20 protein-coding genes are annotated in these 18596 nt (G+C 65.7%); 11 read left to right on the top strand and 9 right to left on the bottom strand.

Translation table 11 applies throughout. The features are described from left to right. Window positions 1-39: 39 nt before the first annotated feature. Complete coding sequence (locus tag AB4Z10_RS10610) at window positions 40-912, bottom strand: AraC family transcriptional regulator (protein ID WP_441470356.1); 873 nt, start codon at window positions 910-912, stop codon at window positions 40-42. Here AB4Z10_RS10610 and AB4Z10_RS10615 point away from each other — a divergent pair. From AB4Z10_RS10615 to AB4Z10_RS10625, 3 genes are all read left to right on the top strand, one after another. After that, on the top strand, window positions 911-1321 hold the full coding sequence (locus AB4Z10_RS10615; protein ID WP_441470357.1) for a DUF2000 family protein: 411 nt from the start codon (window positions 911-913) through the stop codon (window positions 1319-1321). The genes AB4Z10_RS10610 and AB4Z10_RS10615 overlap by 2 nt on opposite strands. Window positions 1322-1421: 100 nt before the next feature. Beyond that, a complete protein-coding gene (locus AB4Z10_RS10620) occupies window positions 1422-1850 on the top strand; it encodes a MerR family transcriptional regulator (protein ID WP_441470358.1) in 429 nt (142 codons plus the stop codon). Then, on the top strand, window positions 1786-2190 hold the full coding sequence (locus AB4Z10_RS10625; RefSeq protein WP_441470359.1) for a carboxymuconolactone decarboxylase family protein: 405 nt from the start codon (window positions 1786-1788) through the stop codon (window positions 2188-2190). The genes AB4Z10_RS10620 and AB4Z10_RS10625 overlap by 65 nt, the downstream gene beginning before the upstream one ends. 48 nt (window positions 2191-2238) lie before the next feature. On the opposite strand, the gene urtE is transcribed toward AB4Z10_RS10625, so the two are convergent. From urtE to urtA, 5 genes are all read right to left on the bottom strand, one after another. Beyond that, window positions 2239-2934 carry an urea ABC transporter ATP-binding subunit UrtE gene (gene urtE, locus AB4Z10_RS10630; RefSeq protein ID WP_441470360.1) on the bottom strand — a complete coding sequence of 232 codons (696 nt, stop codon included), beginning with the start codon at window positions 2932-2934 and terminating at the stop codon, window positions 2239-2241. Between the two features lie 188 nt (window positions 2935-3122). Beyond that, window positions 3123-3887: an urea ABC transporter ATP-binding protein UrtD gene (gene urtD, locus AB4Z10_RS10635; protein ID WP_441470361.1), complete on the bottom strand. Its 765-nt coding sequence runs from the start codon at window positions 3885-3887 to the stop codon at window positions 3123-3125. 5 nt (window positions 3888-3892) lie between these two features. Beyond that, window positions 3893-5005 (bottom strand): urea ABC transporter permease subunit UrtC, encoded by a 1113-nt coding sequence (gene urtC / locus AB4Z10_RS10640; RefSeq protein WP_441470414.1) that lies wholly within the window; start codon window positions 5003-5005, stop codon window positions 3893-3895. Between the two features lie 23 nt (window positions 5006-5028). After that, window positions 5029-6630, bottom strand: a complete 1602-nt coding sequence (urtB, locus tag AB4Z10_RS10645; RefSeq protein ID WP_441470362.1) for an urea ABC transporter permease subunit UrtB — start codon at window positions 6628-6630, stop codon at window positions 5029-5031. A 299-nt stretch (window positions 6631-6929) separates the two neighbouring features. Then, window positions 6930-8225 carry an urea ABC transporter substrate-binding protein gene (urtA, locus tag AB4Z10_RS10650; RefSeq protein ID WP_441470363.1) on the bottom strand — a complete coding sequence of 432 codons (1296 nt, stop codon included), beginning with the start codon at window positions 8223-8225 and terminating at the stop codon, window positions 6930-6932. 649 nt (window positions 8226-8874) lie between these two features. On the opposite strand from urtA, the gene rnr reads away from it, so the two are divergent. From rnr to AB4Z10_RS10680, 6 genes are all read left to right on the top strand, one after another. Beyond that, entirely contained in the window at window positions 8875-11166 is a 2292-nt protein-coding gene (rnr, locus tag AB4Z10_RS10655; RefSeq protein ID WP_441470364.1) for a ribonuclease R, read from the top strand. Continuing rightward, window positions 11166-11612, top strand: a complete 447-nt coding sequence (locus AB4Z10_RS10660; protein WP_441470365.1) for a DUF983 domain-containing protein — start codon at window positions 11166-11168, stop codon at window positions 11610-11612. The genes rnr and AB4Z10_RS10660 overlap by 1 nt, the downstream gene beginning before the upstream one ends. Beyond that, window positions 11609-12343: an NUDIX hydrolase gene (locus AB4Z10_RS10665; protein WP_441470366.1), complete on the top strand. Its 735-nt coding sequence runs from the start codon at window positions 11609-11611 to the stop codon at window positions 12341-12343. The genes AB4Z10_RS10660 and AB4Z10_RS10665 overlap by 4 nt, the downstream gene beginning before the upstream one ends. Window positions 12344-12508: 165 nt before the next feature. After that, entirely contained in the window at window positions 12509-12676 is a 168-nt protein-coding gene (rpmG, locus tag AB4Z10_RS10670) for a 50S ribosomal protein L33 (protein WP_038367996.1), read from the top strand. Between the two features lie 354 nt (window positions 12677-13030). Beyond that, window positions 13031-13306: a hypothetical protein gene (locus AB4Z10_RS10675; RefSeq protein WP_441470367.1), complete on the top strand. Its 276-nt coding sequence runs from the start codon at window positions 13031-13033 to the stop codon at window positions 13304-13306. A gap of 172 nt (window positions 13307-13478) precedes the next feature. Beyond that, on the top strand, window positions 13479-13637 hold the full coding sequence (locus AB4Z10_RS10680) for a hypothetical protein (RefSeq protein ID WP_441470368.1): 159 nt from the start codon (window positions 13479-13481) through the stop codon (window positions 13635-13637). Between the two features lie 446 nt (window positions 13638-14083). Here AB4Z10_RS10680 and AB4Z10_RS10685 read toward each other — a convergent pair whose 3' ends face one another. Together AB4Z10_RS10685 and AB4Z10_RS10690 are read right to left on the bottom strand one after the other, a co-directional pair. Beyond that, on the bottom strand, window positions 14084-15460 hold the full coding sequence (locus AB4Z10_RS10685; protein WP_441470369.1) for a PleD family two-component system response regulator: 1377 nt from the start codon (window positions 15458-15460) through the stop codon (window positions 14084-14086). An 18-nt stretch (window positions 15461-15478) separates the two neighbouring features. Continuing rightward, window positions 15479-15850 (bottom strand): response regulator, encoded by a 372-nt coding sequence (locus tag AB4Z10_RS10690; RefSeq protein WP_441470415.1) that lies wholly within the window; start codon window positions 15848-15850, stop codon window positions 15479-15481. A 129-nt stretch (window positions 15851-15979) separates the two neighbouring features. Between AB4Z10_RS10690 and AB4Z10_RS10695 the strand changes: the two genes are divergently transcribed. Both AB4Z10_RS10695 and AB4Z10_RS10700 read left to right on the top strand, forming a co-directional pair. Further along, window positions 15980-16270, top strand: coding sequence for a DUF3572 domain-containing protein (locus tag AB4Z10_RS10695; RefSeq protein ID WP_441470370.1), 291 nt, complete (start codon window positions 15980-15982; stop codon window positions 16268-16270). Beyond that, entirely contained in the window at window positions 16267-17616 is a 1350-nt protein-coding gene (locus tag AB4Z10_RS10700) for a DNA polymerase IV (RefSeq protein WP_441470371.1), read from the top strand. The genes AB4Z10_RS10695 and AB4Z10_RS10700 overlap by 4 nt, the downstream gene beginning before the upstream one ends. On the opposite strand, the gene AB4Z10_RS10705 is transcribed toward AB4Z10_RS10700, so the two are convergent. Continuing rightward, a complete protein-coding gene (locus AB4Z10_RS10705) occupies window positions 17573-18433 on the bottom strand; it encodes a cell envelope integrity EipB family protein (protein WP_441470372.1) in 861 nt (286 codons plus the stop codon). The genes AB4Z10_RS10700 and AB4Z10_RS10705 overlap by 44 nt on opposite strands. Window positions 18434-18596: the final 163 nt, after the last annotated feature.

The raw sequence follows: 18596 nt of genomic DNA on the forward strand, positions 1-18596 counted from the left end.
TGGAGGCGGCGGGCGGGGCAAGCCGGCGCAGTTCGGACGCTAGCCTTCGACGCGCTTCTGCAGGGCGCGCCACCGCCCCGGCGTAACACCATAAGCGCGGCGGAACTGGCGGGTCAGATGGCTCTGGTCTGCGAACCCACAGGCGAAGGCGGCGTCCGCGAGGGAGACGTCCCGCACCAGCATGCGGCGGGCGCGGTCAAGCCGGCGCATCACCAGATAATTGTAGGGGCTCGTGCCGAAGGCGGCGCGAAACTGGCGCGCCAGCGCAAAGCGGTCGAGCCCGGCAACAGCTTCGAGCCGCGCCGAATCGACGGCCTCCGTCGCGTGGGCATCGAGATAGTCGCGCGTCCGCTCCAGCGCGACCGGGTCGATGCGCTGCGCCCGGGAGCAAGCCGCCGAGGGATCGAGCGCGAGCAAGGCCCCGGCCAGCCGCTCGAGCATGTCATCGACGGCCATCGGATCGAGCGGCATCTCCAGGTCGCGCAGCGCGCGCGCAATGGCGCCTGCCAGCCGCGCGTCCTGCGACACCGCAGCCGAGACGAAGGGCAAGGCCCGGCCGCGCTCGCCCATCGCATCGCGAATTAGCCGCGGCTCGACATAGAGCATGCGGTAGCGGAAACCCTCGGCGATGCCGGAACGCCCGTTATGAACCTCGTCCGGGTGGATGACGATCGCGTGTCCGCTGAGGCTGTCTCGCCGGGTGCCGCGATAATCGAAGGACTGCACGCCCGAGAGCGTGAGGCCGAAGGCATAGGTGTCGTGGCGGTGTGGATCATAGGCGTAGCCGCGGAAGAAGGCCTCGATCCGCTCGATCCCGGGCGCGCCGGTGCCGAGGCGGATCCAATCCCGCCACTCCGGTCCGCACGATCGTTCAAGACGGGCCTTCCCGGCCTCGGTTAGCGATGAGCCCATGCGCTACGATACCAAGATCGCCCTCGTGGTTCGCGAAAATCTCGCAGCCTGGCAGAAACTCAACGTCGCCAGCTTCCTGGCCGGCGGGCTCGTCGGAGCAACCCCGGAAATTTCCGGAGACCCATACCACGACGGATCAGGCCGGTTCTACGGCCCGCTGATCCGGCAGCCGGTACTGATCTTCGCCGCCACGAGCGAGGAGCTGAAGCAAGTACTGCAACGCGCCCAGGGGCGCGGCGTGCGGGCTCACCTCTACACCAACGAGCTGTTCGCAACCGGCAACGACATCGACAACCGCGCGGCGGTGGCTGCCGTCGCGACCGACGATCTCGACCTTGTCGGCCTCGGGCTCCACGCCGAGCGCAAGGAAATCGACAAGATCGTCAAGGGGCTGAAGCTGCACGGGTGAGATTTCGATTCAGCAGGCGGATTTTCCGGGAACGAGCGCTTGACTTAGAGTGCGCTCGAACCCGTAGCTTCCCGGGCGTCGTGATGAGAAGCGTGTGCTCATGAAGATCGGCGAACTGGCCAGGCGTTCAGGACTATCGGCCCATACGATCCGCTACTACGAGCGGATCGGGCTCCTGCCCTATGCCGACAGGGACCGGTCGAGCCAGCGTGACTACGACGCTTCGATCCTCGTCTGGATCGAGTTCCTCGGCAGGCTGAAGACCACGGGCATGCCGATCCGCGAGATGCTGCGCTACGCGGCCTTGCGGGAACGGGGTTCCAGCACGGAATCCGAGCGTCGCGCGCAGCTGGAACGCCACCGCGAGCAGGTTCGCGCCCGCGTTGCCGAACTCCAAGCCTGCCTTCTCGTCCTCGACACCAAGATCGCCGGCTATGCCGACGTCGAGAAGAGGATCGAAGACCATGACGCATATCAACGCAAACGCCGAAACCAACAGGCGGGAGCGCGGCAGGCGCGCCCTCGCTGAGATCGACGGCGAAGCCGGCCACAAGGTGATTGCAGCGCTCGCCGACATTGCACCCGATTTCGCCGACTACGTGTTCGAATTTTCGTTCGGAGACATCTACTCGCGGCCGGGGCTCGACCTGCGCTCCCGCGAGATCGCGACGATTGCGGCTCTGGCCGCGATGGGTAACGCCCAGCCGCAGCTCAAGGTGCATATCGAGGCGGGTTTGAACGTTGGATTGTCGCGCCAGGAAATCACCGAAATCCTGATACAGATGGCGGTTTATGCCGGCTTCCCGGCAGCGCTCAACGGGCTGTTCGCGGCGAAGGAGGTGTTTGCGACGCGCGATCTCGCGGCCTGAGGCGAGGCGCATCTCGACCCGCTGACTCCTAATCAGCGTGTCTTGCCCTCACACCTGAATGAGCCGCTGCACCTGATTGCCGTCGAGCGTGTCCATCGGGCCGGAGAGCACGACCTCGCCGCGATCCATCACGAACATCGTATCGGCGAGATCGCGGGCGAAGTCGAAATACTGCTCGACGAGCACGATCGCCATGCCGCCCTTCTGGCGGAGATAGTCGATGGCGCGACCGATGTCCTTGATGATCGAGGGCTGGATGCCCTCGGTCGGCTCGTCCAGCACCAGCAGCCTGGGTCGGGTGACCAGCGCCCGCGCGATTGCGAGCTGCTGCTGCTGGCCACCCGAGAGGTCTCCGCCGCGCCGGCCGAGCATCGACTTCAGCACGGGGAACAGGTCGAAGAGTTCATCCGGGACGTAGCGCTCCTTGCGCTTCAGCGGCGCAAAGCCCGTCTCCAGATTCTCCTTCACCGTCAGCAACGGGAAGATCTCCCGCCCCTGCGGCACATAGGCAATGCCGGCGCGCGCGCGCTCCTCGCTGCGCAGGCCGGAAATCTCCTCTCCGTCGAAACGGATATGCCCCGCCGAGATCGCCTGATGGCCGACGATGGCGCGCATCAGCGAGGTCTTGCCGACGCCGTTGCGGCCCATCACGCAGGTGACCTTGCCGGGTTCGGCCGTGATGGAGACGTGGCGCAGGGCCTGGGCGGCGCCGTAGTGCAGGTTGATGGCGTCGACGGTCAGCATGCCTTCGCCTCCACTGCGATCGTGCAGGAGAAAGCGCGGGTCATCCCGGGCAGAGCGCAGCGCAGACCCGGGATCCATGCCTGAACCTCTGTCGGAGGCGCTCCGGCAAGGATTCCGGATCGGCGCGGCTGCGCCGCTTGTCCGGGATGACGGCAGAGGAGAACCGAGGCGTGTGTCGCGATCATCCCTCACCGCCCCAGATAGACTTCGACGACGCGCTCATTGGCGCTGACCTGGTCGAGCGGCCCCTCAGCCAACACCGAGCCTTCGTGCAGCACCGTGACCTTCACGCCGAGTTCGCGGATGAAGCCCATGTCGTGCTCGACGACGATGACCGAATGATCCCGCGCGATCTCCTTGAGCAGCACAGCGGTCTGCGCCGTCTCGCCGTCGGTCATGCCGGCAGCGGGCTCGTCGACGAGCAGGAGCCTGGGGTCCTGCGCGAGCAGCATGCCGATCTCGAGCCACTGCTTCTGGCCGTGCGAGAGCGAGCCCGCGAGCCGGTCGCGTTTGTCGGCCAATTTCACGATGCCAAGGATGTCGTCGATGCGCTTCTGCTGCGGCGGCTCGGTTTTCCAGAACAGCGTTTTGCCGACCGTGCGCTTCGATTTCAGCGCCAGCAGGATGTTGTCCTCGATGGTGTGGAAGTCGAAGACCGTCGGCTTCTGGAATTTACGGCCGATGCCGAGATTGGCGATCGCGGCTTCGTCGAGCTTGGTGAGATCGACGGTGCCGCCGAACATGACGGTGCCGACATCGGGCTTCGTCTTGCCGGTGATGATGTCCATCATCGTGGTCTTGCCGGCGCCGTTGGGGCCGATGATCGCACGCATCTCGCCGGGCGCGATGGTGAGCGACAGGCCGCGGATCGCCTTGAAGCCGTCGAAGGAGACGCTGACGCCGTCGAGATAGAGCAGCGAAGAGGTCAATGCGCCGGGCACGGGAGCGTTCATCGCATTCACTCCGCCGGGGCCGGCTCGGCGGCCGGTGTCGCGTCGGGTTTGCGGCGGCGCGCCCAGAGCGCCTCGGCGGTGCCAAGGATTCCCTTGGGCAGGAAGAGCGTGACGACGACGAAGAGACCGCCCAGCGCGAAGAGCCAGTAAGGCGCCATGAAGCCCGAGGTGAACACCGTTTTGGCCCAGTTCACCACGCCCGCGCCGAGTGCTGCGCCGACCAGTGTGCCGCGCCCGCCGACCGCGACCCAGATCACGGTCTCGATCGAGTTGGCCGGGGCGAACTCGCTGGGGTTGATGATGCCGACCTGCGGCACGTAGAGCGCTCCCGCGACGCCGGCCATGCAGGCCGAGACGGTGAAGACGAAGAGCTTGAAGCGGTCGACCCGGTAACCGAGGAAGCGGGTACGTGACTCCGCATCGCGGATCGCGATGACGACCTTGCCGAGCTTCGAGACGACGATGCCCCGCGCGATGAGAAAGCCGGCGGCCAGCATCACGCAGGTCATCGAAAACAGAGCGGCGCGAGTCCCTTGCGCCTGGACGTTGAAACCGAGGAGATCCTTGAAGTCGGTCAGGCCGTTGTTGCCGCCAAAGCCCATGTCGTTGCGGAAGAAGGCGAGCAGCAGCGCATAGGTCAGCGCCTGGGTGATGATCGAGAGATAGACGCCGGTGACGCGCGAGCGGAAGGCGAACCAGCCGAAGACGAAGGCGAGCAGCCCGGGCACCAGCAGCACCATCAACATGGCGAAGGGAAAGGAGGAAAAGCCCCACCAGTACCAGGGCAGTTCCTGCCAGTTCAGGAAGACCATGAAGTCGGGCAGGATCGGGTTGCCGTAGACGCCGCGGGTGCCGATCTGGCGCATCAGATACATGCCCATGGCGTAGCCGCCGAGAGCGAAGAAGGCGCCGTGACCGAGGCTCAATATGCCGCAATAGCCCCAGACGAGATCGAGCGAGACCGCCAGCAGCGCGTAGCAGAGATACTTGCCCCAGAGCGACATGGTCGAGGTCGGGACATGGAAGGGCGAGCTTGCCGGCAGCAGCAGGTTCGCCAGCGGCACCAGCACCGCGAGGCCGATCAGGATGGCGAGGAAGACCCCGCCGCGCTTGTCCATGTTCTGGAGGAGGAAGCGGGTGATCATGCTTCCACCGCCCTGCCCTTGAGCGCGAACAGTCCGCGCGGTCGCTTCTGGATGAAGAGGATGATGCAGACCAGCAGCGCGATCTTGCCGAGCACGGCCCCGGCATAGGGTTCGAGCAACTTGTTGGCGACGCCGAGCGTCATGGCGCCGACCAGCGTGCCCCAGAGATTGCCGACGCCGCCGAAGACCACCACCATGAACGAGTCGATGATGTAGCTCTGGCCGAGATTCGGACTGACATTGTCGATCTGCGAGAGCGCAACACCCGCAAGCCCCGCGACGCCCGAGCCGAGCCCGAAGGTGAGCGCGTCGATGCGGCCGGTGCGGATGCCCATGGCCGAGGCCATGCGCCGGTTCTGGGTGACGGCGCGCATCTGCAGGCCCATCGGCGTCAGCTTGAGGATGGCGAGCAGCGCGGCGAAGACCAGCGCCGCGAAGACGATGATCCAGAGTCGGTTATAGGTGATTGCTAATCCACCGAGTTCGAATGCGCCCGACATGAAGGCGGGCGCGCCGACCTCGCGGTTGGTCGGGCCGAAGGCGGTGCGCACCGCCTGCTGCAGGATCAGGCTGATGCCCCAGGTCGCGAGTAGCGTCTCCAGCGGGCGGCCATAGAGGAAGCGGATGACGCCGCGCTCGATGGCGATGCCGACCGCACCGGCGACGATGAAGGCCGCCGGGAGCGCAATCGCCAGCGACCAGTCGAACAGCCAGGGCGCATTGGTGCGGATCAGCTCCTGCACCACGAAGGTCGTGTAGGCGCCGAGCATCACCATCTCGCCATGGGCCATGTTGATGACGCCCATCACGCCGAAGGTGATGGCGAGACCGATGGCGGCGAGCAGCAGCACCGAGCCGAGCGAAAGGCCGTACCAGAGGTTCTGGACGACGGCCCAGAGCTTCAGCCTGCCCTCTATGGCAGCGACCGCTCTGCTCTGCGCATCGCGGAGCGTCGGCGTGATCTCTCCGGAGAGGCTGCGCAGCGCCGCCAGCGCATCCTGATCGCCGCGCTCGCGCAGCACCTCGACGGCCGCGACCCGGTCGAGCGGCTGGGCATCGGGCTTGGCGATCAGGATCGCGGCCTGGGCCTGGCGCAAGGCGGCGAGCGCGCGCGGATCGGTCTCCTTGCCGATCGCGGCCTCGACGATCGGCAGCAGGCCAGCATCGCGCGACTTGAACACGGCCTCGGCCGCAGCGGCGCGCCTCGCCGGATCGGGATTGAGCAAGCCAAGACCGCCGAGCGCGGCCTGTACGGCGCGACGTACGGCGTTGTTCAGGCGGACGGGCTTCACACCGGCGGGAGCGGCGGCCAAAGCCTGCCCTGTACGGGCATCGACGAAGCCTCCGGCGGCCGTCTTCACCGCCACACCGCCCGGCCCCGCCTGCAAGCGTCCATCATTGAGAGCTTCGACGATCAGCGCCGCATTCGGATGGGCGGTCGAGACGAGGATTTCGATCGCGCGGGAGGTATCGGAATAGCTGTCGGCGGCGAGCCGCGTGAAGGCTTCGTCGGCGGTCTGCGCGAAGGATGCGACCGAGGCCGCGACCAGCGCGACGAGGATGACAAGAGCATGCTTCAGGCGGTGGAACAGGGACATCGGTTCGCTTTTCATCGTGAAGCACGGCGTGAGAAAAGGAAGCGTGGGGAACCCCTCTCCCGGATGGGAGAGGGGTAGGGGTGAGGGCCCGCCCGAAAACGCCGAGGCTCGCCTCTTGCCAAACCGCCGAAGCGGAAGTCGCTCGCCTTGTTCGGCACCGGCCTTCCCTCACCCCTGCCCCTCTCCCATCCGGGAGAGGGGTTCCCCGCGCCTTCTCGCTCTCGGTCGGCACACCCGGCATGGGCGGCGAATGAAGGGCGGCCGGGATTTTTCCCGTGCCGCCCTTCCCCCTCATGATCTCAGACGGCGCCGCACTTGCCGGTCTTAACGTTGAAGTTGCCGCACTTCTTCTCAACCCAGTCGCCGATCAGGTCCTTGGAGCCGTCGAGTTCCTTCGACCAGGCATCGCCGGGGACAAGGCCGCTGGTCTTCCAGACGACGTCGAACTGGCCGTCTTCCTTGATCTCGCCAATGAAGACCGGCTTGGTGATGTGGTGGTTCGGGAGCATCTTCGAGATGCCGCCGGTCAGGTTCGGCGCCTCGATGCCCGGCAGCGCGTCGATGACCTTGTCCGCGTCGGTGCTCTTCACCTTCTCGACCGCCTTCACCCACATGGCGAAGCCGACGACATGGGCTTCCATCGGGTCGTTGGTGACGCGCTTCGGGTTCTTGGTGAAGGCCTGCCACTGCTTGATGAAGGCCTCGTTCTCCGGCGTCTTGATCGACTGGAAGTAGTTCCAGGCGGCGAGATGGCCGACGAGCGGCTTCGTGTCGATGCCGGCAAGCTCCTCCTCGCCGACCGAGAACGCGACCACGGGAATGTCGGTCGCCTTGATGCCCTGGTTGCCCAGCTCCTTGTAGAACGGCACGTTCGCGTCGCCGTTGATGGTCGAGACCACGGCGGTCTTCTTGCCGGCCGAGCCGAACTTCTTGATGTCGGAGACGATGGTCTGCCAGTCGGAATGGCCGAAGGGCGTGTAGTTGATCAGGATGTCCTCGGGCTTCACGCCCTTGGACTTGAGATAGGCCTCGAGGATCTTGTTGGTCGTGCGCGGGTAGACGTAGTCGGTGCCGGCGAGCACCCAGCGCTCGACCTTCTCCTCCTTGGCGAGATAGTCGACGGCGGGGATCGCCTGCTGGTTCGGCGCGGCGCCGGTATAGAAGACGTTGCGCTCGCTCTCCTCGCCCTCGTACTGGACGGGGTAGAACAGGATGTTGTTGAGCTCCTTGAAGACCGGCAGCACCGATTTGCGCGACACGGAGGTCCAGCAGCCGAAAGTGGCCGCAACCTTGTCTTTGGTGATCAGTTCGCGTGCCTTCTCGGCGAAGAGCGGCCAGTTCGAGGCGGGATCGACGACGACGGCCTCGAGCTTCTTGCCGAGCAGGCCGCCCTTCTTGTTCTGCTCCTCGATGAGCATCAGCATGACGTCTTTCAGCGTCGTCTCGGAGATGGCCATCGTGCCCGAGAGCGAATGAAGGATGCCGACCTTGATGGTCTCCTGCTGCGCCGCCGCCGGCAGATGGGAGGATCCGAGGAAAGCGGCGCCGGCCAGAGCCGTGCCGAGGAATTCGCGACGATTGCTGTTCACGGACATCTCCGAAGGATGTTTGTTGGCGGCGCCCCTCGACGCCGGCAGGCCTCCCTGGCCCGGAAGCGACGTTCGCAAGGGCCGTGCCAAGGGCACGCAACGTCCGCCACCTGACGCAAATCTCTGCCGCGAGACGCGCCCTTGAGGAATTTCCTGCGATCATAAGCCAACGCCGCGCAATCATCGGGCTTCAGGCGGTAATTTTGGCTATTTCTTGGTCAAATCCCCTGCCGCATGTTTGTGCACCGCACCATATGCCCGCAATTTCATCGACGGACACGGGCTTTCCTTTGACGGGCACAGCTTTTTTTTTGGCATTTACGAGTCGCAGAGAATCGCCTTAGCCTCGTCTTCGTCGGTAACAACTGAAAGGAGGTGATCCAGTGTCTCATTGTCATCAACCGCTGGTGCAGGGCGGCTGGAGCTGGACCTCTTTTTGCTGGGGTACTTGTTCCGCGTGAGTTTTCGCACCTTTGATCCGGCTCGCTGGATCGCGGTTCGACAATGGAAGGGCTGTCCGAAAGGACGGCCCTTCTTCTTTTGATCTCGCGAATGCTGGCGCGAGCCCAAAAGGCGTGGCAGACAGGCGGGGTGACCTCCTTTCCCAGCCTTTACCCGTCGAGTACCAGCATTGTCCGTTCCTGAACCGAGCCGCGTGGCAATCCTCGACTTCATCGAGGAGGAGCGCGCCGCCGGCCGCGAGGTCGGCCGCCGCGAGATCGCCAAGGCCTTCGGGCTGGACCAGGGCGGCAAGATCTGGCTGAAGCGGCTGCTGAAGGAACTTGCCGAGGAAGGCGAGATCGGCGGCGACGGCAAGGATCGCCCGGTGCATCCGCGCGGCGCGCTGCCTCCCGTGCTGCTGTCCGAGATCAAGCGCCGCGACCGCGAGGGCGACCTCGTCGCCCAGCCTCTCGAATGGGACGAGGCGGAAAGCGGTGCACCCCCGCACATCCTGGTCGAGCGCGTCCGCGACGGACGACGGAAACCGAACGCAGCGGCCCCGGCACCCGGCGTCGGCGATCAGGTCATCCTGAAGCTGACCCGGCTGAGGGGCGTCGAGGGCTTCGCCTATTCCGGCCGCGTGCTCAAGATCATGGGCAAGGCCAGGGCCGCCGTGCTCGGCATCTTCCGGGCCCTGCCCGACGGGTCGGGCCGGCTGGTGCCGATCGACAAGAAGGCGCAGGGGCGCGAGGCGATCATCCCCAAGGGCCGCACCGGCGAGGCCGAGGATGGCGACCTCGTCTCGGTTTCGCTGCGCCGCGAGAGCCGCTTCGGCCCGCCAGAGGCGCATGTGCGCGAACGGCTGGGGTCGATCAAGTCCGAACGCGCCGTCAGCCTGATCGCGATCCACGCCCACGGCATCCCGCATGAATTCCCGCCGGCAGCCCTTCAGGAAGCGGCGGACGCACCGACCGCGACGCTGAAGGGGCGCGAGGACTGGCGCGAGCTGCCGCTCGTCACCATCGACCCGGCGGACGCCAAGGACCATGACGACGCGGTCCATGCGGCGCCCGATGAGGATCCGTCCAATCCAGGCGGCTTCGTCGTCACCGTCGCCATCGCCGATGTCGCGGCCTATGTCCGGCCGGGCTCGGCGCTCGATCGCGAGGCGCTGCAGCGCGGCAATTCGGTTTATTTCCCCGATCGCGTCGTGCCGATGCTGCCGGAACGGATCTCGAACGACCTGTGTTCTCTTCGCGAGAATGAAGACCGCCCGGCTATGGCGGTGCGGCTCGTACTCAAATCCGACGGATCGAAGAAGAGCCACTCCTTCCATCGCGTGCTGATGCGCTCGGCCGCCAAGCTCTCCTACCAGCAGGCGCAGGCCGCCATCGACGGCAAGCCGGACGGGAAGACCGGACCGATCCGCGAGAGCGTGCTGATGCCGCTCTGGGCGGCCTATGGCGTGGCGGCCCGCGCCCGCGACCAGCGCCAGCCGCTCGATCTCGACCTGCCCGAGCGCAAGTTGATCCTGAAGCCCGACGGCGCGGTCGAGCGCGTGATCGTGCCGGAGCGATTGGCGGCGCATCGGCTGATCGAGGAGTTCATGATCCTCGCCAATGTCGCGGCGGCCGAGACGCTGGAGAAGGCCGGGAGCCTGCTGGTCTATCGCTGCCATGACGAGCCTTCGCTCGAGAAGATGCGCGCGCTCGGCGAGGTCCTGGCCTCGATCGGCATCAAGCTGCCGAAGGACGGGGCGCTCAGGCCCGTGCTGTTCAACCGCATCCTGGCGATGATCAAGGGTTCGGAGAACGAGACGCTGATCAACGAGGTGGTACTGCGCACGCAGGCGCAGGCCGAATATGTGGCCGAGAATTACGGGCACTTCGGGCTCAATCTGCACCGCTATGCGCATTTCACCTCGCCGATCCGCCGCTATGCCGATCTGATCGTCCACCGCGCGCTCGTCACCGCGCTCAAGCTCGGCGATGATGGCCTGCCGAAGAACACGACGCTCGCCGAACTGCGCGAGGTGGCGACCCGCATCTCCGCCGCCGAGCGCCGCGCCATGGCGGCGGAGCGCGAGACCACCGACAGGCTGATCGCGCACTTCCTCGCCGATCAAATCGGCGCGAGCTTCGACGGACGCGTCGGCGGGGTGAACCGCGCCGGGCTTTTCGTGAAGCTCAACGACACCGGCGCCGACGGTTTCATCCCCGCCTCCACGCTCGGTGGCGACTATTACCGCTATGACGAGGCTGCCCATGCCCTGATCGGCGAGCGCACCGGCGAAAGCTGGCGCCTCGGCGATAAGGTGCACGTCAAGCTGGTCGAGGCCGCCCCCGTCGCAGGTGCGCTGCGCTTCGAGTTGCTCTCTGCCGGCAGAACTGTGGCGACTGGCCGCGCTGGCAAGCGCCGCGGCGGCGCGCCATATGGGGAAAGCCGGCCGGCGACCTTTGGCAAAAGGGCCAAGCCGGGCCGGGCCAAGCCCGGCAAGAGGCGGTGATGAGCGTCCAGATCCACAGCGCGGAAACGCATGTCGAGGCGCGCGACTGGCGCGAATCCGTGGCGCGCGGGCTGAAAGGCCGCTGCCCGCATTGCGGGCAGGGCCGGCTGTTCCGCGCCTTCCTGAAGCCGGTCGATGCCTGCGAAGCCTGCGGCGAGGAGTTGCATCATCAGCGCGCCGACGACCTGCCGCCCTATATCGTCATCACCATCGTCGGCCATATCGTGGTCGGCGGCATCCTGCTCGCTGAGAAGTACGGCGACTGGCCGATGTGGTGGCACATGGCGCTCTGGCCGGCGTTGACGCTGATCCTGTCCATCGCCCTGATGCAGCCCGTGAAGGGCGGCGTCGTCGGCCTGCAATGGGCCGTGCGCATGCACGGCTTCGGCGGCGAGCCCGACCGGCCCGAACGCCAGCCCCTGCCCTCACCTGGACCGCGCGCATGACCGATCATACCGTCACCCTGACCCAGGCCGAGCGGGTCCGCACCACGGTCAACCTGCGTCCGAAGGACGCCGCCACCATGCTGATCCTCGACAGGAGCGGCGCGCGCCCGAAGGTTCTGATGGGCAAGCGCCATCCGGGCCACAAGTTCATGCCGGGCAAATACGTCTTCCCCGGCGGGCGGATCGACGAGGGCGATCGACGCATGGTCGCCACCGGGGCAGTGCCGCAGATCTGCGAAGACCGTCTCGGCAAGCGCTGCCTGCGCCCCAGCGCCGGCAAGGCGCGCGCGCTGGCGCTCGCCGCGATCCGGGAGACCTTCGAGGAGACCGGGCTGCTCTTCGGCTCCGACGAATTCGGCACGCCCGAGAACCCGCCGGCCGGCAGCTGGAGCGACTTCGCGGCCCAGGGCATCTTTCCCGATCTCTCGGCCGTCACCTTCGTCGCCCGCGCGATCACGCCGCCGCGCCGGCCGAAGCGCTTCGACACGCGCTTCTTCACGATCGATGCCTCCGCCGTCGCCAAGAAGATCGACGGCGTGATCGGACCCGATTCGGAACTCGTCGATCTCGTCTGGGTCGACTTCGACGAGGCCAAGGCGCTCGACCTGCCGACGATCACCACGGTCATCCTGCAGGAGGTCGAATCGCGCATAGCCGGCGGCTTCGCGCCCTATCTGCCGGTGCCGTTCTATTGGGAGAAGCGTGGCAGCTTTGTGCGTGAGGAACTCTGAAAGCCCCGGTTTTCCGCCCCGGGCGCCGGCTGCGTCATCAGATCGTCTTTCTTTCTTGACTTCGCCGGCCCTTTGCGGCATCTCCCACGCCGACGGTTTGCCGGGTTCGCCCGGCCATTTTCTTTTCCGAGGGCCCTGCGGCCCGCATGGTTCGAGGATAGACCCATGGCCAAGGCCGTGACGATCAAGATCAAGCTGCTTTCGACCGCAGACACCGGTTTCTTCTACGTGACGAAGAAGAACTCGCGCACGATGACTGAGAAGATGTCGAAGAAGAAGTACGACCCGGTCGCGCGCAAGCACGTCGAGTTCAAGGAGACCAAGATCAAGTAAGGCACAGCCTTACCGATCCGGTCGACAAAGAACCGCCCTTTCGGGCGGTTTTTTGTTGCCTGCACGTCAGGCTGCACTTCTGTCGGCTGAGCGGCTCAGCTATCATCCCGCCGGCTCGGCCGGCGAAGCCCCACGGGTCACATTTCAAGCGGAAGATGCGTGAGATCGGCGATCAGCCACGACAACAAGCCCGTGCCGATCATCAGCACGGCCACCAACACGGCCTGGACCATAACGCTACACCGCCCCCGTTTCCCGCGCGGCAATAGCTAGAATTTTAACGATTTGTAAATGAATTTATTCGGCAGAATCGCGCTCATGAAGGCTGCATGACGCCAGTGGAGGCAGCCCGACATGGATGAACTCTCTGAAGCCGGGCTGGATCTCGAGCTCCGCGAGTTCGGCAAGCGATTGGATTCGCTACTGATCTCCCGCGGATGGAATCCCCGAGCACGGCGGAGCCCGCGTTCGAGCTTCGAGTTTTCGGCGAAGCGGTATTCGCCGGACACTGTCCACATCGTCCTGGACGCCGTCATGCCGGAAGCCGCAGCCAGGGAAATCATGGCCCTCGCTCTCCGGCACGGCCTGGCCGAACCGACCAAGCAAGACGCGCCGCCTGAGCCCCGCTGAACGAAGCGGCTCGCCGTGCAACCGCCCTGCGCGCACCTCAGTGCGTTCAGTCGCGCCCCACCCCGCTTCGCAGCGGGGTCATTGACTCTTCCAGGAAAGCCCCCACCTGTTGCGCTTTGCGCCGTCGCCCGGATGTCGAGCCGGGATAGCAGAATAGCGAGGCCCGAACGGCATGGTGCGACAGTTGCTGAAGCTGCTGGTCGAGATTGATTCCTCGCGCTTCCTGACCACACGCATCGGCGCCGCGATCGGCGTGCTGGCTTTGCTCGCGGCCTTCGGCGCTGCAGGGTACTGGTTGCCGGCGGCGATCTCGGGCTATCTCTACCGCTGAAGCGGCAGCTCCAGAAACAAGGTGGCCGGCCGGCGGCGGTTCTGAGGAGGCCAGAATTCCGTCACCGACCGGCCGAGCCCTTCGGTTACCCAGGAGATGCGGCGGACCTGAGCTCCCGAGGGGCGTTCCGGAGCGGTCACCGGGACCGCTGCGTTGCAACGACCCTTACAATGCAACGTATCCGAATCAATCAAATCCAACCGATTCCCCTGCGTTCATCGATCGTTAACCCTACCGGCTAATCTTAAATTTCCGCGCGACGCAGCTGACTCTACGGCAATTCCAGAAACAACTTCAGATCGTTGCCGATTGTTGTTGACGCACCGCCTTAGCATTTTGCCGGAAGTGCCCTCATGTCGCAGATCACCGCCGTGGAGGGCAGCCAGACAAGGCCCGCCAGGCGAGCCCCAACGTCCATCGACCTGGCTTGAGCGAAGCTTGGTCGCCTACGCCGCGCTTGCCGCGACGACGCGGTTGCGGCCGCCAGCCTTGGCCCGATAGAGGGCGTCATCGGCGCGCTTCATGATATCGGCCGAGGAGGCGTCCCCGGCTCGGCGGTTCGCGACGCCCACCGAAACCGTGACCCTGATATCGTGCGTATCGCTCTGGATCGCGAAGGGCTCGCTCTCGACCCGCTCGCGAATGCGTTCCGCGACCTGGCAGGCGGCATCGCGCCCGGTATCGGGCAGGACGACGACAACCTCTTCGCCGCCCATCCGAGCAACGAGATCGATACCGCGGGTGCAGGCGCGGACGCGGTTGGCGAACTCGCGCAGCACCTCGTCGCCGGCGTCATGCCCCCAGCTGTCGTTGACAGCCTTGAAGTGATCGACATCGAGCAGAAGGATCGAGAGCGAGCGGGCACGCAGCGCCGACTCGTCGAACATCATGGCGAGCCGGCTGGTCATGAAGCGACGATTGTGCAGCCCTGTGAGCTGGTCCATCACGGCCATCTCCATCGAGGACTGCACGCTGTCGCGCAGCCGCTCGGTGAAGCGCTTCCGGCGCACCTGGGTACGAACCCGGGCGAGCAATTCGTTGCGGTCGATCGGGCGGAGCAGGAAGTCATGCGCGCCGATATCGAGACCGCGCAGGATGCGGGCGCGATCCTCGGCCTCCCCCATCAACAGCACGGAGACGTTGCGCGTGCGCTCCAGCGAGCGCAGCTGGCTGCACAGGCGCAAGCCGTCCTGGTCCTGCAGGTCGAGGCTGATGATGACGCTGTCGAAGCCGCCCTCGGCAGCCCGCTGCGCCGCCTGCTGGGCATCTTTCTCGACCTCGACGGCATGGAAGGCCGAGAGCGCGCTCTGAAGCCGCTCGACCACGCTGGGCCGGTCCTCGACCAGCAGGATGCGGCCATTGAGCCCGGTTTCGGCGGCGGCGGCGGCCAGCGGATCGGCCATGCCGAGCCGGACCGAAGCGACGGCACGGCCGCGCAGCTCGTCAGTCATCTCCTTCAGCCGCGCCAGGCTCCGCACCCGGGCGAAGAGCGCGGCATCGTCGAGCGGCTTGGTCAGGAAGTCGTCGGCGCCGGCATCGAGCCCCTGCAGGCGGTCTCGCGGCTGATCCAGCGCGGTGACCATGACGATCGGAATATGCGCGGTCGCCGGCGTGCTCTTCAGATAGCGGCAGACCTCGAAACCGTTCATGCCGGGCATCATGACGTCGAGCAGGACGATGTCCGCCTCGCCGCGCTCACAGATCGCAATCGCGTCCGCGCCGTTCAACGCCGTCACCACGCCGAAGTACTCTGCCGAGAGCTTGGCCTCGAGCAGCTTCACATTGGCGGCGATGTCATCGACGACGAGGACGCGGGCAGTCATGGAACGCTCTTGCGCGGCTCAGGCGGCGCCGGCATAGGCGCGGACGGTCTCCAGGAACTTTGCAACCGAAATGGGCTTGGAGAGATAGGCCTCGCAGCCGCCCTCCCGAATCCGCTCCTCGTCGCCCTTCATGGCAAAGGCCGTGACGGCCACCACGGGGATCGACTTGAGGTCGTCGTCCTCCTTGATCCATTTGGTGACTTCGAGCCCGGAAACCTCCGGAAGCTGGATATCCATCAGGATCAGCGCCGGATGGTGCGTCCGCGCCAGCTCGATGGCTTCGATGCCATCCGACGTCTTCAAGGTCGCATAGCCATGCGCCTCGAGAAGATCGTTGAAGAGCTTCATGTTGAGTTCGTTGTCTTCGACGATCAGAACCGTCTTCATCAGGCCGCCCTTCATTTGCGCCAGGGATGTCCGCCGCCAGGCAGCGGTCTTCCCAAAATGGCGGCGTCGTTCGATGATTGCTATCACGCGAGCAGTTGACGAAACGCAAACCGGATACGCGACTCCCAGGCCATGGCACCACGACTGACCACCGAGGACGCAGAGACACTGGCGCTACGCGCCCTCGGCTTCCTGGCCGCCGAACCGGAACGGATCGAGCCGTTCCTGAGCGCGACCGGCCTCAATCCGGCCAATCTGCGCTCCGCCGCGAGCGAACCCGGCTTCCTCGCAGCCGTGCTCGACCATATCGCAGGAAGCGATTCTCTCCTGCTCGAATTTGCCGAAAATTTAAGGCTGAATCCGGAAATCATCGGCGAGGCGCGCCGCCTGATGGCCGGGCCGGAGCCGGACGACTTCTCTTGACCGCGAATCCCCTTTCGCTGCGCAGCCTGTGCCGCGACTGCCTGGCGGATCACGAGGCGGCTGGGCCGCTCCGGCGCTGCCCGGCCTGCGGCTCGCCGCGCCTGATCCGCCACGCCGAGCGCGACACGCTCAGCCTCGCCCATATCGACTGCGACGCCTTCTACGCGACGATCGAGAAGCGCGACGATCCGAGCCTGCAGGACAAGCCGGTGATCGTCGGTGGCGGCAAGCGCGGCGTGGTCTCGACCTGCTGCTACATCGCCCGCACCTTTGGGGTGCGCTCGGCGATGCCGATGTTCAAGGCGCTGAAGGCCTGTCCCGAGGCGGTGGTGGTCAAGCCGAACATGGCGAAATACGTCACCGTCGGCCGCGAGGTCCGGCAGATGATGCGCGAGTTGACACCGCTGGTCGAACCGCTCTCGATCGACGAGGCCTTCCTCGACCTCGGCGGCACAGAGCGTCTCCACCACGCCAGCCCGGCCGTGACTCTGGCGCGCTTCGCCAAACGCATCGAGGCAGAACTCGGCATCACCATCTCGGTCGGCCTGTCCTATGCAAAGTTCCTGGCCAAGGTCGCGTCCGACCTCGACAAGCCGCGGGGCTTCTCGATCATCGGCCGAGGCGACGCGGTCCCATTTCTGGCCGACAAGCCGGTCAGCCTGATCCCCGGCATGGGGCCGGCGAGCGTGGCGAAGCTGGCGGAAGGCGGGTTCAAGTTGATCGGAGACCTCCGCGAGGCGCCGGTCGAAAAGCTCTTCCGCATCGCGGGCAAGGACGGCCCGCGGCTCAAGAACCTCGCCAACGGCATCGATCCGCGCGAGGTCACGCCCGAGCGCGAGACCAAGAGCGTCTCGAGCGAAACCACGCTCGACGTCGATCTCTCCGCCTTCGACGAGATGGAGCCGATCCTGTGGCGGCTCTGCGAGAAGACGTCGAAGCGACTGAAGGCGCAGGAACTCGCCGGCCGGACCATCACGCTGAAGCTGAAGACCGCCGACTTCCACACCATCACCCGCGCCACGCGGCTGCCAGAGCCGACACAGCTCGCCGCCCGGCTCTTTACCGCCGGGCGCGACCTGTTGAAGCGCGAATGCAACGGCCCGCGCTACCGGCTGATCGGCATCGGCACCAGCGATTTCAGTCCGCCTGCGGAGGCGGACCATGGTGACCTCGCCGATACCGCGACGCCGCGCCTCAAGGCGATGGAAGGCGCGCTCGACAAGCTGCGCGCCCGCTTCGGCGACGAGGCGATCGGCAAGGGGCTGAGCCTCAGGCTGCCGGAGCGCCGATCGTCCAATCCGGCTATTTCACGCAAGCTTCCTGAGGAAGAAGATCCAGACGCGTGAGCGTGCCGCGTAGTGCGAAGCTGCCATAGTCGAGCTTGATCGCGCCGGTGACGCCGTTTTCGTAGAGCTCGAACGATATCGAATAGGACGGCGTCGATTCACCCGAGTCGACCTTGAAATAGGAGATCGTCACTGGCCAACGCGCCATCTTCTCGAATTCAGGACGCTGCAGCGGCTTTTCGGAAGGCTCGCTCTCGATGCGCTTCCCGATGACCGAGAGCGTGTCGTAGACCTCCTTGCCCGAATTGGCGCCGTCATAAAGCCGCACGTTGAGGGTGTGCTTGCCAGTGCGCGCGGCCTGGATGACAGCCTTCATCTGGGCATTCGGGAACAGCGCATCGGCGCCGTCGCGATGGATTTCGGCCTTGGGCTGGCGCAGCTTCACCTCATAGCCGCCGCTGTTCTTCTCGGCAGTGCCGTCGACGGTTTCTGGAGTGGCGCCGCCCGAGGAGCTTTCGGTCTTGAAGCGATAGCTTGCGCCGTCGCCTGCCTCGAAGCTGGTCGTGCGCGCATCGATGACACGTGGCCCCGCTTCAGTGCCGAGCTGCGTCACCTGCCGGAACGACAGGGCGTAGCCCTCACAGGCGTCGCCGGTGAACTCGAAGGCGATGCGGCCCTTGGCCGTCTCGATGTTGCCGGATGGCTTGGCGTTGTCGAGGACGAGGTCGTAGACCGCGCGATGCGGTGCGAGCACCACCCGGTCCGGCGCGGGTTGCGCCACATTTGCCTGCGCCCAGGCCGGCCCGCCGGCCAGCATCAGGGCTGCGATACCGACCTGTCTCGCATGGGCCGCGAGCCTCAAACCTGTGTCGTTCATGCGCCGCTTTCCGTTCGATCCTCGATGGAAATCTAGGTGCATTGCGGCAATGGCGCAAACATGGCGATGAGCCCGCTTCCTGACGCCGCATCACCCCTGCTGGCGTCGCATGCCGCAATGCTTGCGGGCCGTCCGGGCTTCGGCCATGAAAGACCAGTCTTGA

Source organism: Allobosea sp. RAF48, from assembly GCF_052114025.1.
Taxonomy (GTDB): domain Bacteria; phylum Pseudomonadota; class Alphaproteobacteria; order Rhizobiales; family Beijerinckiaceae; genus Allobosea.